Annotated in this window: 19 protein-coding genes; 16 read left to right on the forward strand and 3 right to left on the reverse strand. The window is 71.6% G+C overall.

The genetic code is table 11. The annotated features are described in order from the left end of the window. Window positions 1–2: 2 nt before the first annotated feature. Entirely contained in the window at window positions 3–785 is a 783-nt protein-coding gene (locus AB0D66_RS07275; RefSeq protein ID WP_362297941.1) for a peptidylprolyl isomerase, read from the reverse strand. A gap of 153 nt (window positions 786–938) precedes the next feature. On the opposite strand from AB0D66_RS07275, the gene AB0D66_RS07280 reads away from it, so the two are divergent. From AB0D66_RS07280 to AB0D66_RS07300, 5 genes are all read left to right on the forward strand, one after another. Next, window positions 939–1,652 (forward strand): MBL fold metallo-hydrolase, encoded by a 714-nt coding sequence (locus tag AB0D66_RS07280; RefSeq protein WP_362297944.1) that lies wholly within the window; start codon window positions 939–941, stop codon window positions 1,650–1,652. A gap of 10 nt (window positions 1,653–1,662) precedes the next feature. Continuing rightward, window positions 1,663–2,922 carry a histidine--tRNA ligase gene (gene hisS / locus AB0D66_RS07285; protein ID WP_362297947.1) on the forward strand — a complete coding sequence of 420 codons (1,260 nt, stop codon included), beginning with the start codon at window positions 1,663–1,665 and terminating at the stop codon, window positions 2,920–2,922. Between the two features lie 116 nt (window positions 2,923–3,038). Then, window positions 3,039–3,656 (forward strand): vitamin K epoxide reductase family protein, encoded by a 618-nt coding sequence (locus AB0D66_RS07290; protein ID WP_362297950.1) that lies wholly within the window; start codon window positions 3,039–3,041, stop codon window positions 3,654–3,656. A 44-nt stretch (window positions 3,657–3,700) separates the two neighbouring features. After that, complete coding sequence (locus tag AB0D66_RS07295; protein WP_362297953.1) at window positions 3,701–5,053, forward strand: replication-associated recombination protein A; 1,353 nt, start codon at window positions 3,701–3,703, stop codon at window positions 5,051–5,053. Between the two features lie 70 nt (window positions 5,054–5,123). Then, window positions 5,124–5,831 carry an HNH endonuclease family protein gene (locus AB0D66_RS07300; protein ID WP_362297956.1) on the forward strand — a complete coding sequence of 236 codons (708 nt, stop codon included), beginning with the start codon at window positions 5,124–5,126 and terminating at the stop codon, window positions 5,829–5,831. Window positions 5,832–5,842: 11 nt separating this feature from the next. Here the strand turns inward: AB0D66_RS07300 and AB0D66_RS07305 are convergent, their stop codons facing one another. Continuing rightward, window positions 5,843–6,766, reverse strand: a complete 924-nt coding sequence (locus tag AB0D66_RS07305; protein WP_362297959.1) for a DUF2470 domain-containing protein — start codon at window positions 6,764–6,766, stop codon at window positions 5,843–5,845. A 55-nt stretch (window positions 6,767–6,821) separates the two neighbouring features. Between AB0D66_RS07305 and rpsD the strand changes: the two genes are divergently transcribed. After that, on the forward strand, window positions 6,822–7,433 hold the full coding sequence (gene rpsD, locus AB0D66_RS07310; RefSeq protein ID WP_030294564.1) for a 30S ribosomal protein S4: 612 nt from the start codon (window positions 6,822–6,824) through the stop codon (window positions 7,431–7,433). A 14-nt stretch (window positions 7,434–7,447) separates the two neighbouring features. On the opposite strand, the gene AB0D66_RS07315 is transcribed toward rpsD, so the two are convergent. Further along, window positions 7,448–9,577 carry a tetratricopeptide repeat protein gene (locus AB0D66_RS07315; protein WP_362297962.1) on the reverse strand — a complete coding sequence of 710 codons (2,130 nt, stop codon included), beginning with the start codon at window positions 9,575–9,577 and terminating at the stop codon, window positions 7,448–7,450. A gap of 146 nt (window positions 9,578–9,723) precedes the next feature. Here AB0D66_RS07315 and AB0D66_RS07320 point away from each other — a divergent pair, with 146 nt between their 5' ends. The 10 genes from AB0D66_RS07320 to aroQ all read left to right on the forward strand — a co-directional run bounded on the left by AB0D66_RS07320 (window position 9,724) and on the right by aroQ (window position 19,777). Next, window positions 9,724–10,152, forward strand: coding sequence for a DUF948 domain-containing protein (locus AB0D66_RS07320; protein ID WP_362297965.1), 429 nt, complete (start codon window positions 9,724–9,726; stop codon window positions 10,150–10,152). A gap of 8 nt (window positions 10,153–10,160) precedes the next feature. Then, complete coding sequence (locus AB0D66_RS07325; protein WP_362297967.1) at window positions 10,161–10,514, forward strand: DUF6167 family protein; 354 nt, start codon at window positions 10,161–10,163, stop codon at window positions 10,512–10,514. Continuing rightward, entirely contained in the window at window positions 10,514–13,183 is a 2,670-nt protein-coding gene (gene alaS, locus AB0D66_RS07330; protein WP_362297970.1) for an alanine--tRNA ligase, read from the forward strand. Before AB0D66_RS07325 ends, alaS begins: the two co-directional genes overlap by 1 nt. A gap of 2 nt (window positions 13,184–13,185) precedes the next feature. Beyond that, the gene (ruvX, locus tag AB0D66_RS07335; protein WP_362297973.1) at window positions 13,186–13,656 is read left to right on the forward strand and encodes a Holliday junction resolvase RuvX; all 471 of its coding nucleotides are present in this window, start codon (window positions 13,186–13,188) and stop codon (window positions 13,654–13,656) included. A 79-nt stretch (window positions 13,657–13,735) separates the two neighbouring features. Continuing rightward, a complete protein-coding gene (gene mltG, locus AB0D66_RS07340) occupies window positions 13,736–15,487 on the forward strand; it encodes an endolytic transglycosylase MltG (RefSeq protein WP_362297976.1) in 1,752 nt (583 codons plus the stop codon). Between the two features lie 7 nt (window positions 15,488–15,494). Then, window positions 15,495–16,319, forward strand: a complete 825-nt coding sequence (locus AB0D66_RS07345; RefSeq protein ID WP_362297979.1) for a shikimate dehydrogenase — start codon at window positions 15,495–15,497, stop codon at window positions 16,317–16,319. A gap of 209 nt (window positions 16,320–16,528) precedes the next feature. Further along, window positions 16,529–17,713: a chorismate synthase gene (gene aroC / locus AB0D66_RS07350; protein WP_362297982.1), complete on the forward strand. Its 1,185-nt coding sequence runs from the start codon at window positions 16,529–16,531 to the stop codon at window positions 17,711–17,713. After that, window positions 17,710–18,246, forward strand: coding sequence for a shikimate kinase (locus AB0D66_RS07355; RefSeq protein ID WP_362297985.1), 537 nt, complete (start codon window positions 17,710–17,712; stop codon window positions 18,244–18,246). The genes aroC and AB0D66_RS07355 overlap by 4 nt, the downstream gene beginning before the upstream one ends. Beyond that, window positions 18,243–19,334 (forward strand): 3-dehydroquinate synthase, encoded by a 1,092-nt coding sequence (gene aroB, locus AB0D66_RS07360; RefSeq protein ID WP_362297988.1) that lies wholly within the window; start codon window positions 18,243–18,245, stop codon window positions 19,332–19,334. Before AB0D66_RS07355 ends, aroB begins: the two co-directional genes overlap by 4 nt. After that, the gene (aroQ, locus tag AB0D66_RS07365; protein WP_069919444.1) at window positions 19,331–19,777 is read left to right on the forward strand and encodes a type II 3-dehydroquinate dehydratase; all 447 of its coding nucleotides are present in this window, start codon (window positions 19,331–19,333) and stop codon (window positions 19,775–19,777) included. The genes aroB and aroQ overlap by 4 nt, the downstream gene beginning before the upstream one ends. The last annotated feature ends 30 nt before the right edge of the window (window positions 19,778–19,807 follow it).

Genomic DNA, 19,807 nt, shown 5'->3' on the forward strand with positions numbered 1-19,807 from the left:
GGTCAGTTCTGGGTGACGGTGCCCTTCTCGATCTTGACCTCGTTCTTCGGGGCCCCGTCCTGGCCGCCGTCGGCCGTACCGGCCTTCGCGACCTCCTCCAGGACCTTCATGCCCGCCGCGTCGATCTTGCCGAACGGCGTGTACGAGGGCGCCAGCGGGCTGTCCTTGTAGACGAGGAAGAACTGGCTGCCGCCGGAGCCGGGCTGGCCGGTGTTGGCCATCGCCACGGTGCCGGCCGGGTAGACGACCTGGCCCTGCTCGTTCGCCTTGCCGAGCGAGTCCAGGTTCTCGTCCGGGATGTTGTAGCCGGGGCCGCCCATGCCGGTGCCCTCGGGGTCGCCGCACTGGAGCACGAAGATCCCGCTCGACGTCAGCCGGTGGCACTTGGTGTTGTCGAAGTAGCCCTTGTCGGCGAGCGACTTGAACGAGTTCACGGTCTGCGGGGTCTTCGCCGCGTCCATCACGAAGCCGATGTCGCCCGCGCTGGTCTTCAGGGCGAAGGTGTACTTCGCCTTCTGGTCGACGGCCATCTCGGGCGACGGGGACTGCTTCGGGGTCGGCGCGGCCGACGGACTGGCGGCCGGGTCGGCCGCCTGGTCCTTGGTGTCCTTGTCGAAGACGCCGCCCACGATGAGGCCGACCAGCGTCGCGACCACCACGGCCACCGCCGCGCCGATCACCGCCGCCCGTCGGCGCGCCTTCTGCCGGGTCTCGGCGCGGCGCTTCTGCTGGCGCTCGTACTTCTCCTTGGCGAGCTGTCGCCGCCGCTGATCGCTCGTGACCACCGGGTCGTCTCCTTGTGCGTCTCTGGTACCGCTGTCCGGGCTGGGTTAGGCCGTACCGTATATGGGTTCGCTGTGTGATGAGCGGCGCCGGTAGGCTCTGAGCAGCAGCATTCCGATCTGCAGCCTCCCGCCGGACGACGATTGAGGACGAACGTGCTGATTGCCGGGTTCCCCGCCGGGGCCTGGGGGACCAACTGTTACCTGGTCGCCCCCGCCGCCGGTGAGGAGTGCGTCATCATCGACCCGGGCCACCAGGCCGTCCAGGGTGTCGAGGAGACGCTGAGGAAGCATCGGCTCAAGCCCGTCGCGGTCGTGCTGACCCACGGCCACATCGATCATGTGGCCTCGGTCGTCCCGGTGTGCGGAGCACACGACGTACCGGCCTGGATCCACCCCGAGGACCGCTACATGATGAGCGACCCGGAGAAGGCCCTCGGCCGCTCCATCGGGATGCCGCTCATGGGCGAGCTGACCGTGGGCGAGCCGGACGACGTCCGCGAGCTGACCGACGGCGCCGCCCTGAAACTGGCCGGAATGGACTTCTCCGTGGCGCACGCGCCGGGGCATACCAAGGGGTCGGTGACCTTCCGGATGCCGGAGTCCCCGGACGTGCCGTCCGTGTTCTTCTCCGGCGACCTGCTGTTCGCCGGCTCCATCGGACGCACCGACCTGCCCGGCGGCTCCCACGCCGAGATGCTCGAGTCGCTGGGCCGCGTGTGCCTGCCGCTCGACGACTCGACCGTGGTGCTGTCCGGCCACGGCCCCCAGACCACCATCGGCCGCGAGCGCGCGACCAACCCGTACCTGCGGGAGGTCGCGGCCGGCCTGGCAGCGGACCCGACAGCCGCTCCACGACGAGGAATGTGACGAGAGTTTCGTGAGCACCTTCAAGGCCCCCAAGGGCACGTACGACCTGATCCCGCCGGTCTCCGTGAAGTACCTGGCCGTACGCGAGGCCATCTCGGCGCCGCTGCGCAACTCCGGCTACGGCTACATCGAGACCCCCGGCTTTGAGGACGTGGGCCTCTTCGCCCGCGGCGTCGGCGAGTCCACCGACATCGTCTCCAAGGAGATGTACGCCTTCGAGACCAAGGGCGGCGACCAGCTCGCCCTGCGCCCCGAGGGCACGGCCTCCGTGCTGCGCGCGGCGCTGGAGGCGAGCCTGCACAAGCAGGGCAACCTGCCCGTCAAGCTCTGGTACTCGGGCTCCTACTACCGCTACGAGCGCCCGCAGAAGGGCCGCTACCGCCACTTCTCGCAGGTCGGTGCCGAGGCGATCGGCGCCGAGGACCCGGCTCTGGACGCCGAGCTGATCATCCTGGCCGACCAGGCGTACCGCTCGCTGGGCCTGCGCGACTTCCGGATCCTGCTGAACTCGCTGGGCGACAAGGAGTGCCGTCCGGTGTACCGGGAGGCGCTGCAGTCCTTCCTGCGCGGACTGGACCTCGACGAGGAGACCGTGCGCCGGGCCGAGATCAACCCGCTGCGCGTGCTCGACGACAAGCGGGCCGACGTCCAGAAGCAGCTGGTCGGAGCGCCGGTGCTGCGCGACTACCTGTGCGACGCGTGCAAGGCGTACCACGAGGAGGTGCGGGCCCTGATCACGGCGGCCGGCGTCGCCTTCGAGGACGACGAGAAGCTCGTGCGCGGCCTGGACTACTACACCCGGACCACCTTCGAGTTCGTCCACGACGGCCTGGGGTCGCAGTCCGCGGTCGGCGGCGGCGGCCGCTACGACGGCCTGTCCGAGATGATCGGCGGCCCGGCGCTGCCGTCGGTGGGCTGGGCGCTCGGCGTGGACCGCACGGTGCTCGCGCTCGAGGCCGAGGGCGTCGAGCTGGACATCCCGGCGGCGACCTCGGTGTTCGCCGTGGCCCTGGGCGAGGCCAAGCCGGCCGTGTTCGGGCTGGTGACCCGGCTGCGCAAGGCGGGGATCGCCGCCGACATGTCCTACGGGGGCAAGGGCCTCAAGGGCGCGATGAAGGACGCGAACCGCAGCGGCGCCCGCTTCGCGGTCGTCGCCGGCGACCGCGACCTCGCCGACGGCGTCGTCCAGCTGAAGGACATGGAGTCCGGCGAGCAGGCCGCCGTGCCCGTCGCCGAGCTCGTCGACACGGTCGCGGCCCGCCTCGCCTGAGGCGGCGCGGCGAAGGCGGGACGGGGCCGGGGATGTTTCCCCGGCCCCGTCCGTTCACAGCGGCGTACGGCACAATGGCCGGTGCTTGTTGACCTTGCAGATGTGGAGCGGGCGGTATGACGACACGAGCTACGGACGCGGACGCCGCCCCGGGGAGCACCGTCGGGGGCAGCCGGGCGCTCGCCCTGCTGCTGGTGATCACGGGGGCCGCGGGCCTCCTCGCCGCCTGGGTGATCACGATCGACAAGTTCAAGCTGCTCGAGGACCCGGACTTCGTTCCGGGCTGCAGCCTCAACCCGATCGTCTCCTGCGGCAACATCATGAAGAGCGACCAGGCAGCCGTCTTCGGCTTCCCGAACCCCATGCTCGGACTGGTCGCCTACGGCATCGTGATCTGCGTCGGTATGAGCCTGCTGGCCGGGGCCCGGTTCCGCCGCTGGTACTGGCTGACGCTGAACGCGGGCACCCTCTTCGGCGTCGTGTTCTGCGCCTGGCTCACCTACCAGTCGCTGTACAACATCAGCTCGCTGTGCCTGTGGTGCTGCCTGGCCTGGGTCGCCACGATCCTGATGTTCTGGTACGTCACCTCGCACAACGTGCGCCAGGGCCTGCTGCCCGCGCCGGGCTGGCTCAGGGGCTTCCTCGACGAGTTCACCTGGGTGCTCCCGGTCCTGCACGTCGGGATCATCGGGATGCTGATCCTCACGCGCTGGTGGGACTTCTGGACCTCCTGACCGGGCGCGGCGGGACTGTCGGTGGCCTCGCATAGGCTTCCTGTGTGGAACCAGACCTGTTCACCGCCGCTGCCGAAGACCGCCAGGAGAAGGATCCCTCGACCTCTCCGCTCGCCGTCCGGATGCGCCCGCGCACCCTGGACGAGGTCGTCGGCCAGCAGCACCTGCTGAAGCCCGGATCACCGCTGCGACGGCTGGTCGGGGACGGGGCCGGCGGCCCCGCCGGTGCCTCCTCGGTGATCCTCTGGGGTCCGCCGGGCATCGGGAAGACGACCCTGGCCTATGTGGTCAGCCAGGCCACGCAGAAGCGGTTCGTCGAACTGTCCGCCATCACGGCGGGCGTCAAAGAGGTACGGGCGGTCATCGAGGGCGCCAAGCGGGCGGCCGGCGGCTACGGCAAGGACACCGTCCTCTTCCTCGACGAGATCCACCGCTTCAGCAAGGCGCAGCAGGACTCGCTGCTCCCGGCCGTGGAGAACCGCTGGGTGACGCTGATCGCGGCCACCACCGAGAACCCGTACTTCTCGATCATCTCCCCGCTGCTGTCGCGCTCCCTGCTGCTGACGCTGGAGCCGCTGACGGACGAGGACCTGAGCGCGCTGATGCGGCGGGCGCTGACCGAGGAGCGGGGCCTGGGCGGCGCGGTCACCCTGCCCGCGGACGCCGAGGCGCACCTGCTGCGCATCGCCGGCGGGGACGCCCGGCGGGCGCTCACCGCGCTGGAGGCGGGGGCCGGGGCGGCCATCGCCAAGGGCGAGGAGGAGATCAGCCTCCAGACGGTGGAGGAGGCCGTCGACCGCGCCGCCGTCCGCTACGACCGGGACGGCGACCAGCACTACGACGTGGCGAGCGCGCTGATCAAGTCGATCCGCGGGTCGGACGTGGACGCGGCGCTGCACTACCTGGCCCGCATGATCGACGCGGGGGAGGACCCGCGGTTCATCGCGCGGCGCCTGATGATCTCGGCGAGCGAGGACATCGGCCTGGCCGACCCGACGGCCCTGCCGATCGCGGTGGCCGCGGCCCAGGCGGTGGCGATGATCGGCTTCCCGGAGGCGGCGCTGACCCTCTCGCACGCGACGATCGCGCTGGCGCTCGCACCGAAGTCGAACACGGCCACGACCGCGATCGGGGCGGCGCTGGCGGACGTACGGGCCGGGCTGGCCGGGTCCGTGCCGGCGCACCTGAGGGACGGGCACTACAAGGGGGCCGCGAAGCTGGGGCACGCGGTGGGGTACGTGTACCCGCACGACGTGCCGGGAGGCATCGCCGCGCAGCAGTACGCGCCGGACGCGGTGCACGGGAAGCGGTACTACGAGCCGACGCGGTACGGGGCGGAGGCGCGGTACGCGGATGTGGTGGAGAAGGTGCGGGAGCGGCTGCGCGGCGGATCCTGACCCGCGGCGCGCGGCTGTCCGGGCTCCGCGCCTGGGACGCCGCCGGGGCCGGACTGGCTAGGCTCGTCGCATGGGACGTCCTGCTCCGCTCAGCCTCGCCGTGACGGCGGTGCTCCTGGTCGGCGCGTGTCACCACGACGACTCCGAGCCGGGCGGCGCCCGGGCGCTCGTGGCGCAGGTGCCGCTCGCCGGCGCCGGGTTCCCGCCGGGCGCCGCCACCGCCGGAACGCAGCTGGCCGGGCTGACCGTCGAGTGGGGCCGGAACTGGGAGACGTACAAGCGGGAGAACTTCGGCCGGTACTGGTCGGACGAGACCGACGGCGTCGGCGGCCGCAACGGCTGTGACACCCGGGACGACGTGCTGCGCCGGGACCTCAGGGAGCTGCGCGAAGGCGACCGCAACCCGTGCGTCGTGCTCTCCGGGGTGCTGCACGACCCGTACACCGGCAAGGAGCTCCCCTACTCCTACCGGCGCGCCTCGCAGATCCAGACCGACCACGTCGTCGCGCTGGGCGCCGCCTGGCGGGCCGGCGCGTATGCCTGGACCCCGCAGCGCAGGCTCGAGTACGCCAACGACCTCGACGTGCTGCTCGCCGTGGACAAGCAGACCAACTACGACAAGGGCAGCAAGACCGCCGACAAGTGGAAGCCGCCGCTCAAGACGTACTGGTGCGAGTACGCGCGCCGCTACACCGGGATCAAGGCCAAGTACCGGCTGTCCGTGACCGCGCCCGAGAAGCTCGCGCTCCAGGAGATGCTCGGCACCTGCCCCCGGTGAGTCCCCCCGGACTACCTCCCCCGGACGTCGTCCGGGGGGACGCCCAGGGAGGTGCCCCCGGCCGCCGCGAAGAGGGACCGCATCGCACGGCGCAGGCCGCAGATGTCCGCGACCGGTTCGGGGAAGTCGAACCGGGCGTCGAAGGAGCCGGCCGCGCCGCCCGTGAAGCGCACGCGCAGGCCGAGGCGGTCCAGGGCGAGCGGGGTGGCGGTCATGCCGTCCGCCTCCCGTGCGCCCAGCAGGCCGCACAGCTCGCCGACCCGGTCGGAGTGCGCGGAGGCCAGGTGCTGGAGGAGCTCCGCCTCGTGGGAGGTCATCGGGTCCGGGTGCGCGGCCGCCATGTCGTCCGGGTCCACGTGCTCGGCGCCCCACAGGTCGTCCACCGAGATCTCGCCGACCTCCAGGCGGAGCATGACCCACGCGGGGCGGCCGGCCGCCCCCGGCATCTCGTCCGCCGGCCGGCGCTCCGCGAGCAGGGCCGCGCAGGCCGCGCGCTCGCTCCCGCGGACCGCCGTCAGCCAGCCCGTCAGCCACGCGCGGCCTCGGATACGATGGGGCACGGACACCGGCGCCACGTCCGTGATCTCGATCACGGCCGTGAGGTCGTCGTCCTGGGCGTGAGCGGCTGCCCTGGCAGCCGCGGATTCCGCGGAAACAAGGAGAATCACGTCCCCGTCCGGGGTGACGGTCCGTGCGGCCGGCATCCCCATCCCGAACTCGTCGGGCCCGTGACTGTCACGAGCACCCGGCAAGGTGAGGGATACTGAGGCGTTGGACTCTACGAGGGTTCGTACGCGTTCGGCTCCGGTGAGCTGCCGAACGCCTTCCCTGGGACGCGGCTGACCTTGCTTATCGTCGTCGAAAGCGGATTCCGTTGTGTTGGAATCCGAACTTCGACGCGCACTGGGCAGGGGGATCCCATGTGGTCGAGACATTACGTCCTCCTCGCTAAGGTAAGCCTCACCTAACTTACATGGAGGTAGGTTCCACGTGAACCAGAAGCGACCCAAGGTCAAGAAGTCGCGTGCCCTCGGCATTGCACTGACCCCGAAGGCCGTCAAGTACTTCGAGGCCCGCCCCTACCCGCCGGGCGAGCACGGCCGTGGCCGCAAGCAGAACTCGGACTACAAGGTCCGTCTGCTCGAGAAGCAGCGTCTGCGCGCTCAGTACGACATCTCTGAGCGTCAGATGGCCCGCGCGTACGACCGCGCCAAGAAGGCCGAGGGCAAGACGGGCGAGGCGCTGGTCGTCGAGCTCGAGCGTCGCCTCGACGCCCTGGTCCTGCGTTCGGGCATCGCCCGGACCATCTACCAGGCCCGCCAGATGGTCGTTCACGGCCACATCGAGGTCAACGGTGGCAAGGTCGACAAGCCGTCGTTCCGTGTCCGCCCGGACGACGTCATCACCGTGCGCGAGCGCAGCCGCGAGAAGGTTCCGTTCCAGGTTGCCCGTGAGGGTGGCTACGCAGGCGAGGGTGAGACCCCGCGCTACCTGCAGGTCAACCTGAAGGCCCTGGCCTTCCGCCTGGACCGCGACCCGAACCGCAAGGAAATCCCGGTCATCTGCGACGAGCAGCTCGTCGTCGAGTACTACGCCCGCTGATGCAGGCCTAGGCCTCACAGGCTGGTGGAAACCCGCCGTCCCCTTCGGGGGCGGCGGGTTTTTCCGTCCGGCGCCCCCTCGGGTCCGTGCTGCGCCCGGACGACCACGGCCTCCCGGCTCAGGCTGCGCCCCTCGGCCGCGTACGCCGCGTAGCGCTCGGCGCCCAGCAGCTCGCCCGCCCGCTCCTGGCACATCAGCCGCGGCGCGTTGAAGTAGCCCGAGCCGAACAGCTGCAGGCCCACCCCGCCCCACATCGGCTCCGCGGCGCCCTGCAGCACCGCCGCCTCCGCCGGATCGCCCTCCGCGACCGCGACCAGCGCCAGCAGCTCCAGCGCGAGCACCAGCCCCACCAGGTCGTGGAAGGCGTGGTTGATGGCCACGCACTCGGTCAGCAGCCGCCGCGCCTCGTCCGGCGCACCCGCGTCCAGCGCCGCGTACGCGAGGACGTACAGGGCGTACGCCTTCGTCCAGCGCTCCCCGCGCTCCTCACAGATCTCCCGGACCTCCTGGCACAGCGTGAGCGCACCGGCCGGCTCCCCCTGGAAGGCCAGCGCCATCGCCAGCTCCACCTGGCACATCAGCACGTTGCTGTTCAGCTCCCCGGCGTCCCGGTAGCGCTCCAGCGCCTGTCCCAGGAGCTCGGAGGCCCGCGCCATGTCGTCCGAGACCAGGGCCAGGCAGCCCAGCCGGTGCACCGCGTACGCCGCCGCCACCGGGTTCCCGCCGCGCGCCGCCGCGTCCCGGCACTCGTACAGCGCGCTCATGGAGGCCACCGCGTCGCCCTGGAGGGCCGCGACGTACCCCAGCACCCACAGCGCCTTCAGCCGCGAGTTCTCGTACTCCACCGGCTGGTCCGAGTCCTCCAGGGCCCGGTCCAGCCAGTGCCGGCCCTCCGTGAGCCGGCCGCAGCCCGCCCAGTAGAACCACAGGGTCCCCGCCAGGTACTGGCCCAGGTGGACCTCGTCCGGCTCGTCCAGGGAGCACTCCAGCGCGAGGCGCAGGTTCGGCAGCTCCGTCTCCACCAGCGCCGCCACCTCCGCCTGCCGCGGACTGAACCAGTCCAGCTCGCACCAGGTCGCCAGGCCCACGTACCAGTCCCGGTGCCGCCGCCGCAGCCGGCCCGCGTCACCCAGCGACTCGAGCCAGCCCGCTCCGTACATCCGTACGGTCTCCAGCATCCGGAAGCGCACCCCGGCCGGGGTCTCCTCCCGGAACAGCAGGGACTGGGCGAGGAGCTCCCCGACCAGGTCCAGCACGCTCTCCACCGGCAGGTCCGGCCCCGCGCACACGTACTCGGCCGCATCGAGGTCGAACGGGCCGGCGAACACCGAAAGCCGCGCCCACAGCAGCCGCTCCGCGGCCGTGCACAGCTCGTGGCTCCAGCCGATCGCCGTACGCAGCGCCCGGTGCCGGGGCAGCGCCCCGCGCGAGCCTCCCGTCAGCAGGGCGAAGCGGTCCTCCAGGCGGGCCAGCACCTGCGCGGGGGACAGGGCCCGCAGCCGGCCCGCCGCCAGTTCCAGGGCCAGCGGGATCCCGTCGAGCCGGGCGCACAGCTCGGTCAGGTCGGCGCGGTTGGCCTCGGTGACCGCGAAGGACGGGTCGGCCGCGCGGGCCCGGGCCGCCAGCAGGGCCAGCGCCTCCTCCGGGGGCGGCGGCGCCAGCGGGAAGACCAGCTCCCCGTCCAGGTCCAGCGGCCGGCGGCCCGCCGCCAGCACCCGCAGGCCCGGGCAGCCGCGCAGCAGCTCCCGCACCAGCCCGGCCGCCTCGTCGACCAGCTGCTCGAAGCCGTCCAGGACCAGCAGCAGCCGCCGCCCGGCCAGGTGCTCGGCCAGGACGGTCCGGGGCGGCCGGGTGGTGTGGTCGGTCAGTCCGAGGGCCTCCGCGACGGTCAGCTCCAGCAGGTCGGGATCCCGTACCGTCGCCAGTTCGACCAGCCAGGCACCGTCGCAGTAGCGTTCCTGCACGCCGTCGGCCCGCTCGCCGGCCGCGGCGAGCGCCAGCCGGGACTTGCCCACCCCGCCCGCGCCGGTCACCGTCACCAGCCGTGAGGACTCCAGGAGCCGCCCCAGCCCGGCGAGTTCGGCACCCCGCCCGACGAAGCCGCTCAGCTCCGAGGGAAGATTGCCGTTGGTCCTGTGTCGCATGGGACACGGAGGGTACTGGTCCGGACGCGTTGCGTACAAGGCGGCCGCCGCGACCTCGGAATTCGGGTACGGCAGCGGATCCCCGGCGCGATAGGGTCGGGGGAGACTTTTCTTCGTGGATTCCTAGGCTCAGGGAGCGGTGCAACGTGTCCGGTGGAGAGGTGGCCGGGATCCTCGTGGCCGTCTTCTGGGCCATCCTGGTCTCCTTCCTCGCCGTGGCGCTGGCGAGGCTGGCGCAGGTGCTCAAGGCGACCACCAAGCTGGTGGCCGACGTGACCGAGCAGGCCGTCCCGCTGCTGGCGGACGCCTCCACGACCGTCCGCTCCGCGCGCACCCAGCTGGACCGGGTCGACGCGATCGCGAGCGACGTCCAGGAGGTCACCTCCAACGCCTCCGCGCTCTCCTCCACCGTGGCCTCCGCCTTCGGGGGACCGCTGGTCAAGGTCGCGGCCTTCGGCTACGGCGTCCGCCGGGCGCTGGGCCGCACGGACGGGGCGCCCGCGAAGACCACCAGGCGGACCGTGATCGTCGGCCGCACCGTGCCGGGGGCCCGCCGCCGGAAGCAGAAGGGCTGAGACCGCCGATGTTCCGCCGAGCCTTCTGGTTCACCGCAGGCGCCGCCGCCGGCGTGTGGGCCACCACCAAGGTCAACCGGCAGCTCAAGAAGCTGACCCCGGAGAGCCTCGCCGCCCAGGCCGCCGACAAGGCCGTGGAGGCGGGCCACCGCCTCAAGGACTTCGCCCTCGACGTCAAGGCGGGAATGACGCAGCGCGAGGACGAGCTGAACGATGCACTGGGGCTGAACAGCGACCCCGACCGGCCCGACAACGTCACCGCCCTCCCCGGGCCCCGGCGGCTGCAGGCCATCGAACACGACAAGACCACCCCCCGATCGAACCGCCCGGCGGTTACGTACAACCGGAATGAGGACCACTGATGGAGTCGGCTGAAATCCGCCGCCGCTGGCTGAGCTTCTTCGAGGAGCGCGGTCACGCCGTTGTCCCTTCGGCGTCGCTCATCGCGGACGACCCGACTCTGCTGCTGGTCAACGCGGGCATGGTCCCCTTCAAGCCGTACTTCCTCGGCGAGACCAAGCCCCCGGCCCCCCGCGCCACCAGCGTGCAGAAGTGCGTCCGTACGCCGGACATCGAAGAGGTCGGCAAGACCACCCGGCACGGCACGTTCTTCCAGATGTGCGGCAACTTCTCCTTCGGCGACTACTTCAAGGAAGGCGCCATCAAGTACGCCTGGGAGCTGCTGACCAGCTCCGTGGCGGACGGTGGCTACGGCCTGGAGACGGAGAAGCTCTGGATCACGGTCTACCTCGACGACGACGAGGCCGAGCAGATCTGGCGCGAGAAGATCGGCGTGCCCGCCGAGCGCATCCAGCGCCTGGGCAAGAAGGACAACTTCTGGTCCATGGGCGTCCCCGGCCCCTGCGGCCCGTGCTCGGAGATCAACTACGACCGCGGCCCCGAGTTCGGCGTCGAGGGCGGCCCGGCCGTCAACGACGAGCGCTACGTGGAGATCTGGAACCTGGTCTTCATGCAGTACGAGCGCGGCGCAGGCGACGGGAAGGAGGACTTCCCGATCCTCGGCGACCTGCCGTCGAAGAACATCGACACGGGTCTGGGCCTCGAGCGTCTCGCCATGATCCTGCAGGGCGTGCAGAACATGTACGAGACCGACACCCTGCGCGTGGTCATGGACAAGGCCACCGAGCTGACCGGTGTCCAGTACGGCGCCGCGAAGGACACCGACGTGTCCATGCGCGTGGTCGCCGACCACATCCGCACCTCCGTCATGCTCATCGGCGACGGCGTCACCCCCGGCAACGAGGGCCGCGGCTACGTGCTGCGCCGCATCATGCGCCGCGCCATCCGCAACATGCGCCTCATGGGCGCCACCGGCCCGGTCGTCCAGGACCTGGTCGACGTCGTGGTCAACACGATGGGGCAGCAGTACCCGGAGCTGGTCACCGACCGCAAGCGCATCGAGACCGTCGCGCTCGCCGAGGAGGCCGCCTTCCTCAAGGCCGTCAAGGGCGGCACGAACATCCTCGACACCGCCGTGACCGAGACCAAGGCCGCCGGCGGCACGGTCCTCTCCGGCGACAAGGCGTTCCTGCTCCACGACACCTGGGGCTTCCCGATCGACCTCACCCTCGAGATGGCCGCCGAGCAGGGCCTCTCCGTGGACGAGCCGGGCTTCCGCCGCCTCATGCAGGAGCAGCGGGACCGGGCCAAGGCCGACGCCAAGGCCAAGAAGACCGGCCACGCCGACGTCTCCTCGTACCGCGAGATCGCCGACCGCGCCGGCGCCACCGAGTTCACCGGCTACGCCACCAACCAGGGCGAGTCCACCATCGTCGGCCTGCTGGTCAACGGCGTCTCCGCGCCCGCCGCCTCCGAGGGCGACGACGTCGAGGTCGTCCTCGACCGCACCCCGTTCTACGCCGAGGGCGGCGGCCAGCTCGCCGACCAGGGCCGCATCAAGCTCGACTCGGGCGCCGTCATCGTCATCCGCGACGTGCAGCAGCCGGTCCCGGGCGTCTCCGTGCACAAGGGCTCCGTCCAGGTCGGCGAGGTGACGGTGGGCGCCTCCGCGTACGCCGCCATCGACGTGAGCCGCCGCCGGGCCATCGCCCGCGCCCACTCGGCCACGCACCTGACGCACCAGGCGCTGCGCGACGCGCTGGGCCCGACGGCCGCCCAGGCCGGTTCGGAGAACTCGCCGGGCCGCTTCCGCTTCGACTTCGGTTCGCCGAACGCCGTTCCCGGCACGGTCCTCACCGACGTCGAGCAGAAGATCAACGACGTGCTCTCGCGCGAGCTGGACGTCACCGCCGAGATCATGAGCATCGACGAGGCGAAGAAGCAGGGCGCCATCGCCGAGTTCGGCGAGAAGTACGGCGAGCGCGTGCGCGTCGTCACCATCGGCGACTTCTCCAAGGAGCTGTGCGGCGGCACGCACGTCGGCAACACCGCCCAGCTGGGTCTGGTGAAGCTGCTCGGCGAGTCCTCCATCGGCTCCGGCGTGCGCCGCGTCGAGGCCCTCGTCGGCGTGGACGCCTACAACTTCCTCGCCAAGGAGCACACGGTCGTCGCCCAGCTCCAGGAGCTGGTGAAGGGCCGTCCGGAGGAGCTGCCGGAGAAGATCGCCTCCATGCTCGGCAAGCTGAAGGACGCCGAGAAGGAGATCGAGAAGTTCCGCGCGGAGAAGGTCCTCCAGGCCGCCGCCGGGCTCGCCCAGAACGCCCAGGACATCCACGGCGTCGCCCTCGTCGTCGGCCAGGTGCCGGACGGCACCGGCGCCGACGACCTGCGCAAGCTGGTCCTGGACGTCCGCGGCCGCATCCCGGGCGACCGCCCGGCCGTCGTGGCCCTGTTCACCGTGGCGAACGACCGTCCGCTGACCGTGATCGCCACCAACGAGGCGGCCCGCGAGCGCGGTCTCAAGGCCGGCGACCTGGTCCGTACGGCCGCCAAGACCCTCGGCGGCGGCGGTGGCGGCAAGCCGGACGTCGCCCAGGGCGGCGGCCAGAACCCGGGAGCCATCCCGGAGGCCATCAGCGCCGTCGAGCGTCTCGTCGTAGAGACGGCCTGACGATGACTCTGCGCCGCGGCCGCCGACTGGCGATCGATGTGGGGGACGCCCGGATCGGGGTCGCCTCGTGCGACCCCGACGGGGTCCTGGCCACTCCGGTGGAAACCGTGCCGGGCCGGGACGTCCCCTCCGCCCACCGGCGGCTGCGGCAGCTCGTCGAGGAGTACGAGCCCCTCGAAGTCGTGGTCGGCCTGCCCCGCTCGCTCAGCGGGCGGGAGGGGCCGGCCGCGGCCAAGGTGCGCGTCTTCGCGCGCGAACTGGCGAAGGGCATCAAGCCGGTGACGGTCCGTCTGGTGGACGAGCGGATGACCACCGTCACCGCCGCCCAGGGCCTGCGGGCTTCCGGGAAGAACGCGAAGAAGGGCAGGTCGGTCATCGACCAGGCGGCCGCTGTGGTGATCCTTCAGAACGCTCTTGAGACCGAACGGGTATCAGGTAATCCGCCCGGCGAGTGCGTCGAAGTGGTTGTCTGATCGCGATACGGTAACGTTCCGCGCGATGAGACGGCATTCGAACAAGCCGTCGCCTTCGTCTCGCGGCTCTAGGGGACCGATGACTGAGTATGGCCGGGGCCGTGGCCCCGAACCGTGGCACCCGGAGGATCCCCTGTACGGGGACCAGGGGTGGACCGGGCACCAGACCCAGCAGGGCCAGGCGCCGTACGCCGATCCGCAGCAGGGGTATCCGCAGGAACAGCAGTACCAGCAGCAGTACCCCGAGCAGCAGCAGTACGCGCAGCAGCCGCAGTACGAGCAGCAGTACCCGCAGCAGGGGCAGGACCCGCAGCAGTACCCCCAGGGTCAGGACCCGCAGCACTACCCGCAGCAGGGGCAGTACCAGCAGTACGCCCAGCAGCAGGCCTACGTCCCGCAGGCGCCGCAGCAGCCCCAGCAGCCGCAGTACGACTCCCAGGGCTGGGACACCGGCCAGGGCCAGTACGCGGTCCCCGCACCGGCGGACCCCTACGCGGGCGCGGACCCGTACGCCCAGCAGGCCGTCGCCGGCTACCCGGGCGAGGCGCCCGACCTGTACTCCACGCCCGAGGCCTATCCGCCGCCGCAGCCCCCGGGCCGGCGCCACCTGGAGCCCGAGCCGGTCGAGCAGGAGGACGAGGACACCGACGCGTCCCTCGCCGACGGCGGCGGCCGTGACGGTGACGAGCCGTCCGGCGGCGGTCGCCGGGGCGGCCGTTCCAAGGGCGGCAAGGGCGGCAAGGCCAAGGAGCGCAGCGGGGCCGCGTGCCTGGTCGCCTCCCTGGTCATCGTGGCGGTGCTCGGCGGTGGCGGCTACTACGGCTACACCTACCTCAAGGACAGGTTCGCCACGGCCGAGGACTACGCGGGCGAGGGCGTCGGCGAGACGGTCGACGTGGAGATCCCCCAGGGCTCCTCGCTGGCCAAGATGGGCAACATCCTCAAGGAGCACGGCATCGTCGCGAGCGTGGAGGCCTTCACCACCGCGGCGAACATCAACCCCAAGGGCAAGTCGATCCAGGCGGGCGTCTACCCCCTGAAGAAGAAGATGTCGGCCGCGGCCGCCGTCGCCGTCATGGTCGACCCCACGAAGCTGAACGTGATCACGGTTCCCGAGGGCAAGCGGAACGTCGAGGTCTACAAGGCCATCGACACCCGGCTCGGCAAGCCCGCCGGCACCACCGAGGACATCGCCAAGCGCGAGGCCAAGAACCTCGGCCTGCCGGCCTGGGCGGGCAACAACCCGAAGCTCATCGACCCGCTGGAAGGCTTCCTCTACCCGGCGCGCTACGACATCAGCAAGGACAGCACGCCCGAGTCGCTGCTCAAGCAGATGGTCAAGAACGCGTCGGACAAGTACTCCGAGCTGGGCCTCGAGGCCAAGGCCAAGGAACTGGGCCTGGAGAACCCGCTCCAGGTGGTCACGGTCGCCAGCCTCGTCAACGCCGAGGGCAAGAACCACGAGGACTTCCGCAAGATGTCCGAGGTCGTCTACAACCGCCTGAAGAAGACCAACGACGTCACCAACCAGAAGCTCGAGTTCGACTCGACCTTCAACTACATCAAGGGCACGAGCGACATCAACTTCTCCATGAAGGAGGCGAGGGCGCTCGACAACCCCTACAACACGCACTTCGTCAGGGGACTGCCTCCCGGCCCGATCGGGAACCCCGGTGCCGACGCCCTGAGCGCTACGCTCAACCCCGACCACGGCGGGTGGATGTTCTTCGTGTCGGTCGACGGCGTCACGACGACCTTCACCCAGACCTACGAAGAGCACCAGACGCTCGTGGCGGAGTTCCTCGAGCGGCAGAAGAAGAACGGCGGTTAGGCAAGGCATGTCACGCACAAGGGCCGCGGTGCTGGGTTCGCCCATCGAGCACTCCCTCTCACCGGTGCTGCACCGCGCCGCCTACCAGGAGCTCGGCCTCGCCGACTGGACGTACGACCGCTTCGAGGTCGACGAGGCCGCGCTCCCGGGGTTCATCGCCGGACTCGGCCCCGAGTGGGCGGGGCTGTCCCTGACGATGCCGCTGAAGCGGGCGGTCATCCCGCTGCTCGACGGCATCAGCGACACCGCCGCCTCGGTCGAGGCGGTCAACACGGTCGTCTTCACCGAGGACGGACGCCGGCTCGGGGACAACACCGACATCCCCGGCATCGTCGCCGCGCTCCACGAGCGCGGCATCGAAAAGGTGCCGTCCGCCGCGATCCTCGGCGCCGGGGCCACCGCCTCCTCGGCCCTGGCCGCGCTCTCCAGGATCTGCACCGGCGAGGTCACCGCCTACGTCCGCTCGTCGGCGCGCGCCGACGAGATGCGGCAGTGGGGCGAGCGGCTCGGCGTCCCCGTGCGCACGGCCGACTGGTCCGAGGCGGCCGCGGCGCTGGCCGCGCCGCTGGTCGTCGCCACCACCCCGGCCGGCGCCACCGACGAACTGGCCGCGGCCGTACCCGACGCCCCGGGCACCCTCTTCGACGTCCTCTACGACCCCTGGCCGACCGCCCTCGCGGCGTCCTGGTCGCAGCGGGGCGGCACGGTCCTCGGGGGCCTGGACCTGCTGGTCCACCAGGCCGTGCTCCAGGTCGAGCAGATGACGGGGCGCGAGCGGGGGCCGCTCGCCGCCATCCGGGCCGCCGCGGAGCGGGCCCTCGCCGCCCGCTAGGCCCGCGGACTCCTCGGTTCCGTCACCGTGCGGACGGCCGTCGCCCGGCCCCGCGAGCGCCCTCGCGGGGTCAACTGGCGGACAAGCCGTCCGATAGCTGGACTCGAGGCCTGTATCCCCGCCCGGACATGGGAGGATCGGGTGAGGCGGGTCCGGGCCGCGCACCGGGGCGCGCCGTGCTGTACCAGGCGCGAGCATGAGGAGCATCGTTGAGCAGGTTGCGTTGGCTGACCGCCGGGGAGTCCCACGGACCGGCACTGGTGGCGACGCTGGAGGGGCTTCCCGCCGGCGTTCCGGTCACCACCGAGCTGGTGGCCGACCACCTGGCCCGGCGTCGGCTCGGCTATGGCCGCGGTGCCCGGATGAAGTTCGAGCAGGACGAGATCACCTTCATCGGCGGCGTCCGGCACGGCCTGTCGCTGGGTTCCCCCGTGGCCGTCATGGTCGGCAACAGCGAGTGGCCCAAGTGGGAGACCGTCATGTCGGCCGACCCGGTCGACCCCTCGCTGCTCAAGGACACCGGCCGCAACGCGCCGCTGACCCGTCCGCGACCCGGCCACGCCGACCTCGCGGGCATGCAGAAGTACGGCTTCGACGAGGCCCGGCCGATCCTGGAGCGCGCCAGCGCCCGTGAGACCGCCGCCCGTGTCGCCCTCGGCGCCATCGCCCGGTCCTTCATCAAGGAGGTCGCGGGCATCGAGATCGTCTCGCACGTGGTGGAACTGGCCGCGGCCAAGGCCCCGTACGGGGTGTACCCGACCCCCGCCGACGTCGACAAGCTCGACGCCGACCCGGTGCGCTGCCTCGACGCGGACGCCAGCAAGGCGATGGTCGCGGAGATCGACCAGGCCCACAAGGACGGCGACACCCTCGGCGGCGTCGTCGAGGTGCTCGCGTACGGGGTGCCGGTCGGCCTCGGCTCGCACGTCCACTGGGACCGCCGCCTCGACGCCCGCCTCGCGGCCGCGCTCATGGGCATCCAGGCCATCAAGGGCGTCGAGGTCGGCGACGGCTTCGAGCTGGCCCGCGTGCCCGGCTCGAAGGCGCACGACGAGATCGTCTCCACCCCCGAGGGCCTCAAGCGGACCTCCGGCCGCTCCGGCGGCACCGAGGGCGGTCTGACCACCGGTGAGCTGCTGCGCGTACGGGCCGCCATGAAGCCCATCGCGACCGTGCCGCGCGCGCTCGCCACCGTGGACGTGGCCACCGGCGAGGCGACGGTGGCCCACCACCAGCGCTCCGACGTGTGCGCCGTGCCGGCCGCCGGCATCGTGGCCGAGGCCATGGTCGCCCTCGTGCTGGCCGACGCCGTGGTCGAGAAGTTCGGCGGCGACTCCGTGCCCGAGACCCGCCGCAACGTCCAGGCGTACCTCGACAACCTGCAGATCCGGTGACGGGCGGACCCAGCACCCCGGGCGGGCCGGTCGTCGTCCTCGTCGGGCCCCCGGGGTCCGGCAAGTCCACGGTGGGCGTGCTGATCGCCGAGCGGCTCGGCGTCGCCTACCGGGACACCGACGCGGACATCGTCGCCGCCCAGGGCCGGGAGATCTCCGACATCTTCGTCGACGAGGGCGAGCCGTACTTCCGTGAGCTGGAGCGCCGGGCGGTCGCCGCCGGCGTCGCCGGGCACACCGGAGTCCTCTCCCTCGGCGGCGGCGCGATCCTCGACCAGGGCACCCGCGACCTGCTCGCGGGGCTGCCCGTCGCGTACCTGTCGATGGAGGTCGAGGCGGCCGTCCGGCGGGCGGGCCTCGGCGCCGCCCGCCCGCTGCTGGCCGTCAACCCGCGACGCCAGTGGCGCGAGCTGATGGACGCCCGCCGCCCCCTGTACACCGAAGTCGCGCGCGTCGTGGTGGCCACCGACGACCGCACCCCCGAAGAGGTCGCCCAGGCGGTCCTCGACGCTCTGGAGTTGAAGGACGTATGACGGACCAGGTGACGCGGATCCGGGTCGGTGCCGACGCCGGCCACGACGCGTACGAGGTGCTCGTCGGGCACCAGCTGCTCGGCGAGCTGGGCAAGCTGATCGGCGACAAGGCCCAGCGGGTCGCCGTGATCCACCCCGAGGCGCTGGCCTCGACGGGCGAGGCGCTGCGCTACGACCTCGCCGAACAGGGCTACGAGGCGGTCGCCATCCAGGTGCCGAACGCCGAGGAGGCCAAGACGGCCGAGGTGGCCGCGTACTGCTGGAAGGCGCTCGGCCAGTCCGGCTTCACCCGCACCGACGTCGTCGTCGGCGTCGGCGGGGGATCCACCACCGACCTGGCGGGCTTCGTCGCGGCCACCTGGCTGCGCGGGGTGCGCTGGATCGCCGTACCGACCACCGTCCTCGCGATGGTCGACGCGGCCGTCGGCGGCAAGACCGGCATCAACACCGCCGAGGGCAAGAACCTCGTCGGCGCCTTCCACCCGCCGGCCGGTGTGCTGTGCGACCTGGCGGCGCTGGACTCGCTGCCGGTCAACGACTACGTCAGCGGCCTCGCCGAGGTCATCAAGGCCGGGTTCATCTCCGACCCGGTGATCCTCGACCTGATCGAGGCGGACCCGCAGGCGGCCCGTACGCCCACCGGCCCGCACACCACCGAGCTGATCGTGCGGTCGATCCAGGTCAAGGCCGACGTGGTCTCCAGCGACCTCAAGGAGACCGGCCTGCGCGAGTTCCTCAACTACGGGCACACCCTCGGCCACGCCATCGAGAAGAACGAGCGCTACAAGTGGCGGCACGGCGCGGCCGTCTCCGTCGGCATGGTCTTCGCGGCCGAGCTCGGCCGTCTCGCGGGCCGGCTCGACGACGCCACGGCCGACCGGCACCGCACGGTGCTCGCGTCGGTGGGCCTGCCGCTGACCTACCGCGGCGACCAGTGGCCCAAGCTGCTCCAGACCATGCAGGTCGACAAGAAGTCGCGCGGCAACCTGCTGCGCTTCATCGTCCTCGACGGCCTGGGCAAGCCCACCGTGCTCGAGGGCCCCGACCCGGCGCACCTGATCGCCGCCTACGGCGAGGTGTCCGCGTGAGCCGCCGTGTGCTCGTGCTGAACGGCCCGAACCTGGGCCGGCTCGGCTCGCGGGAGCCCGATGTGTACGGGGCCACCTCGTACGCGGGCCTCGTGGAGAGCTGCCGCACGCTGGGTGCGGAACTCGGCTTCGACGTCGAGGTCCGCGAGACCAACGACGAGGGGCAGATCGTGCGCTGGCTGCACGAGGCGGCCGACGGGAAGATCCCCGTGGTCATCAACCCGGGCGCCTTCACGCACTATTCGTACGCCATGCGGGACGCGGCGGCGCAGCGCACCGCGCCGCTGATCGAGGTGCACATCTCGAACCCGTACGCGCGCGAGGAGTTCCGGCACACCTCGGTCATCGCCTCGGTGGCGACCGGAACCGTCGCGGGCTTCGGCATCGGCTCGTACCGGCTGGCGCTGCGGGCGCTGGCGGACGAGGTCGCCGGGGTCATATAACGTTCTCGCATCAGTCGCCGGAACGAGACG

This window comes from Streptomyces sp. NPDC048270, from assembly GCF_040652335.1.
Lineage (GTDB): Bacteria > Actinomycetota > Actinomycetes > Streptomycetales > Streptomycetaceae > Streptomyces.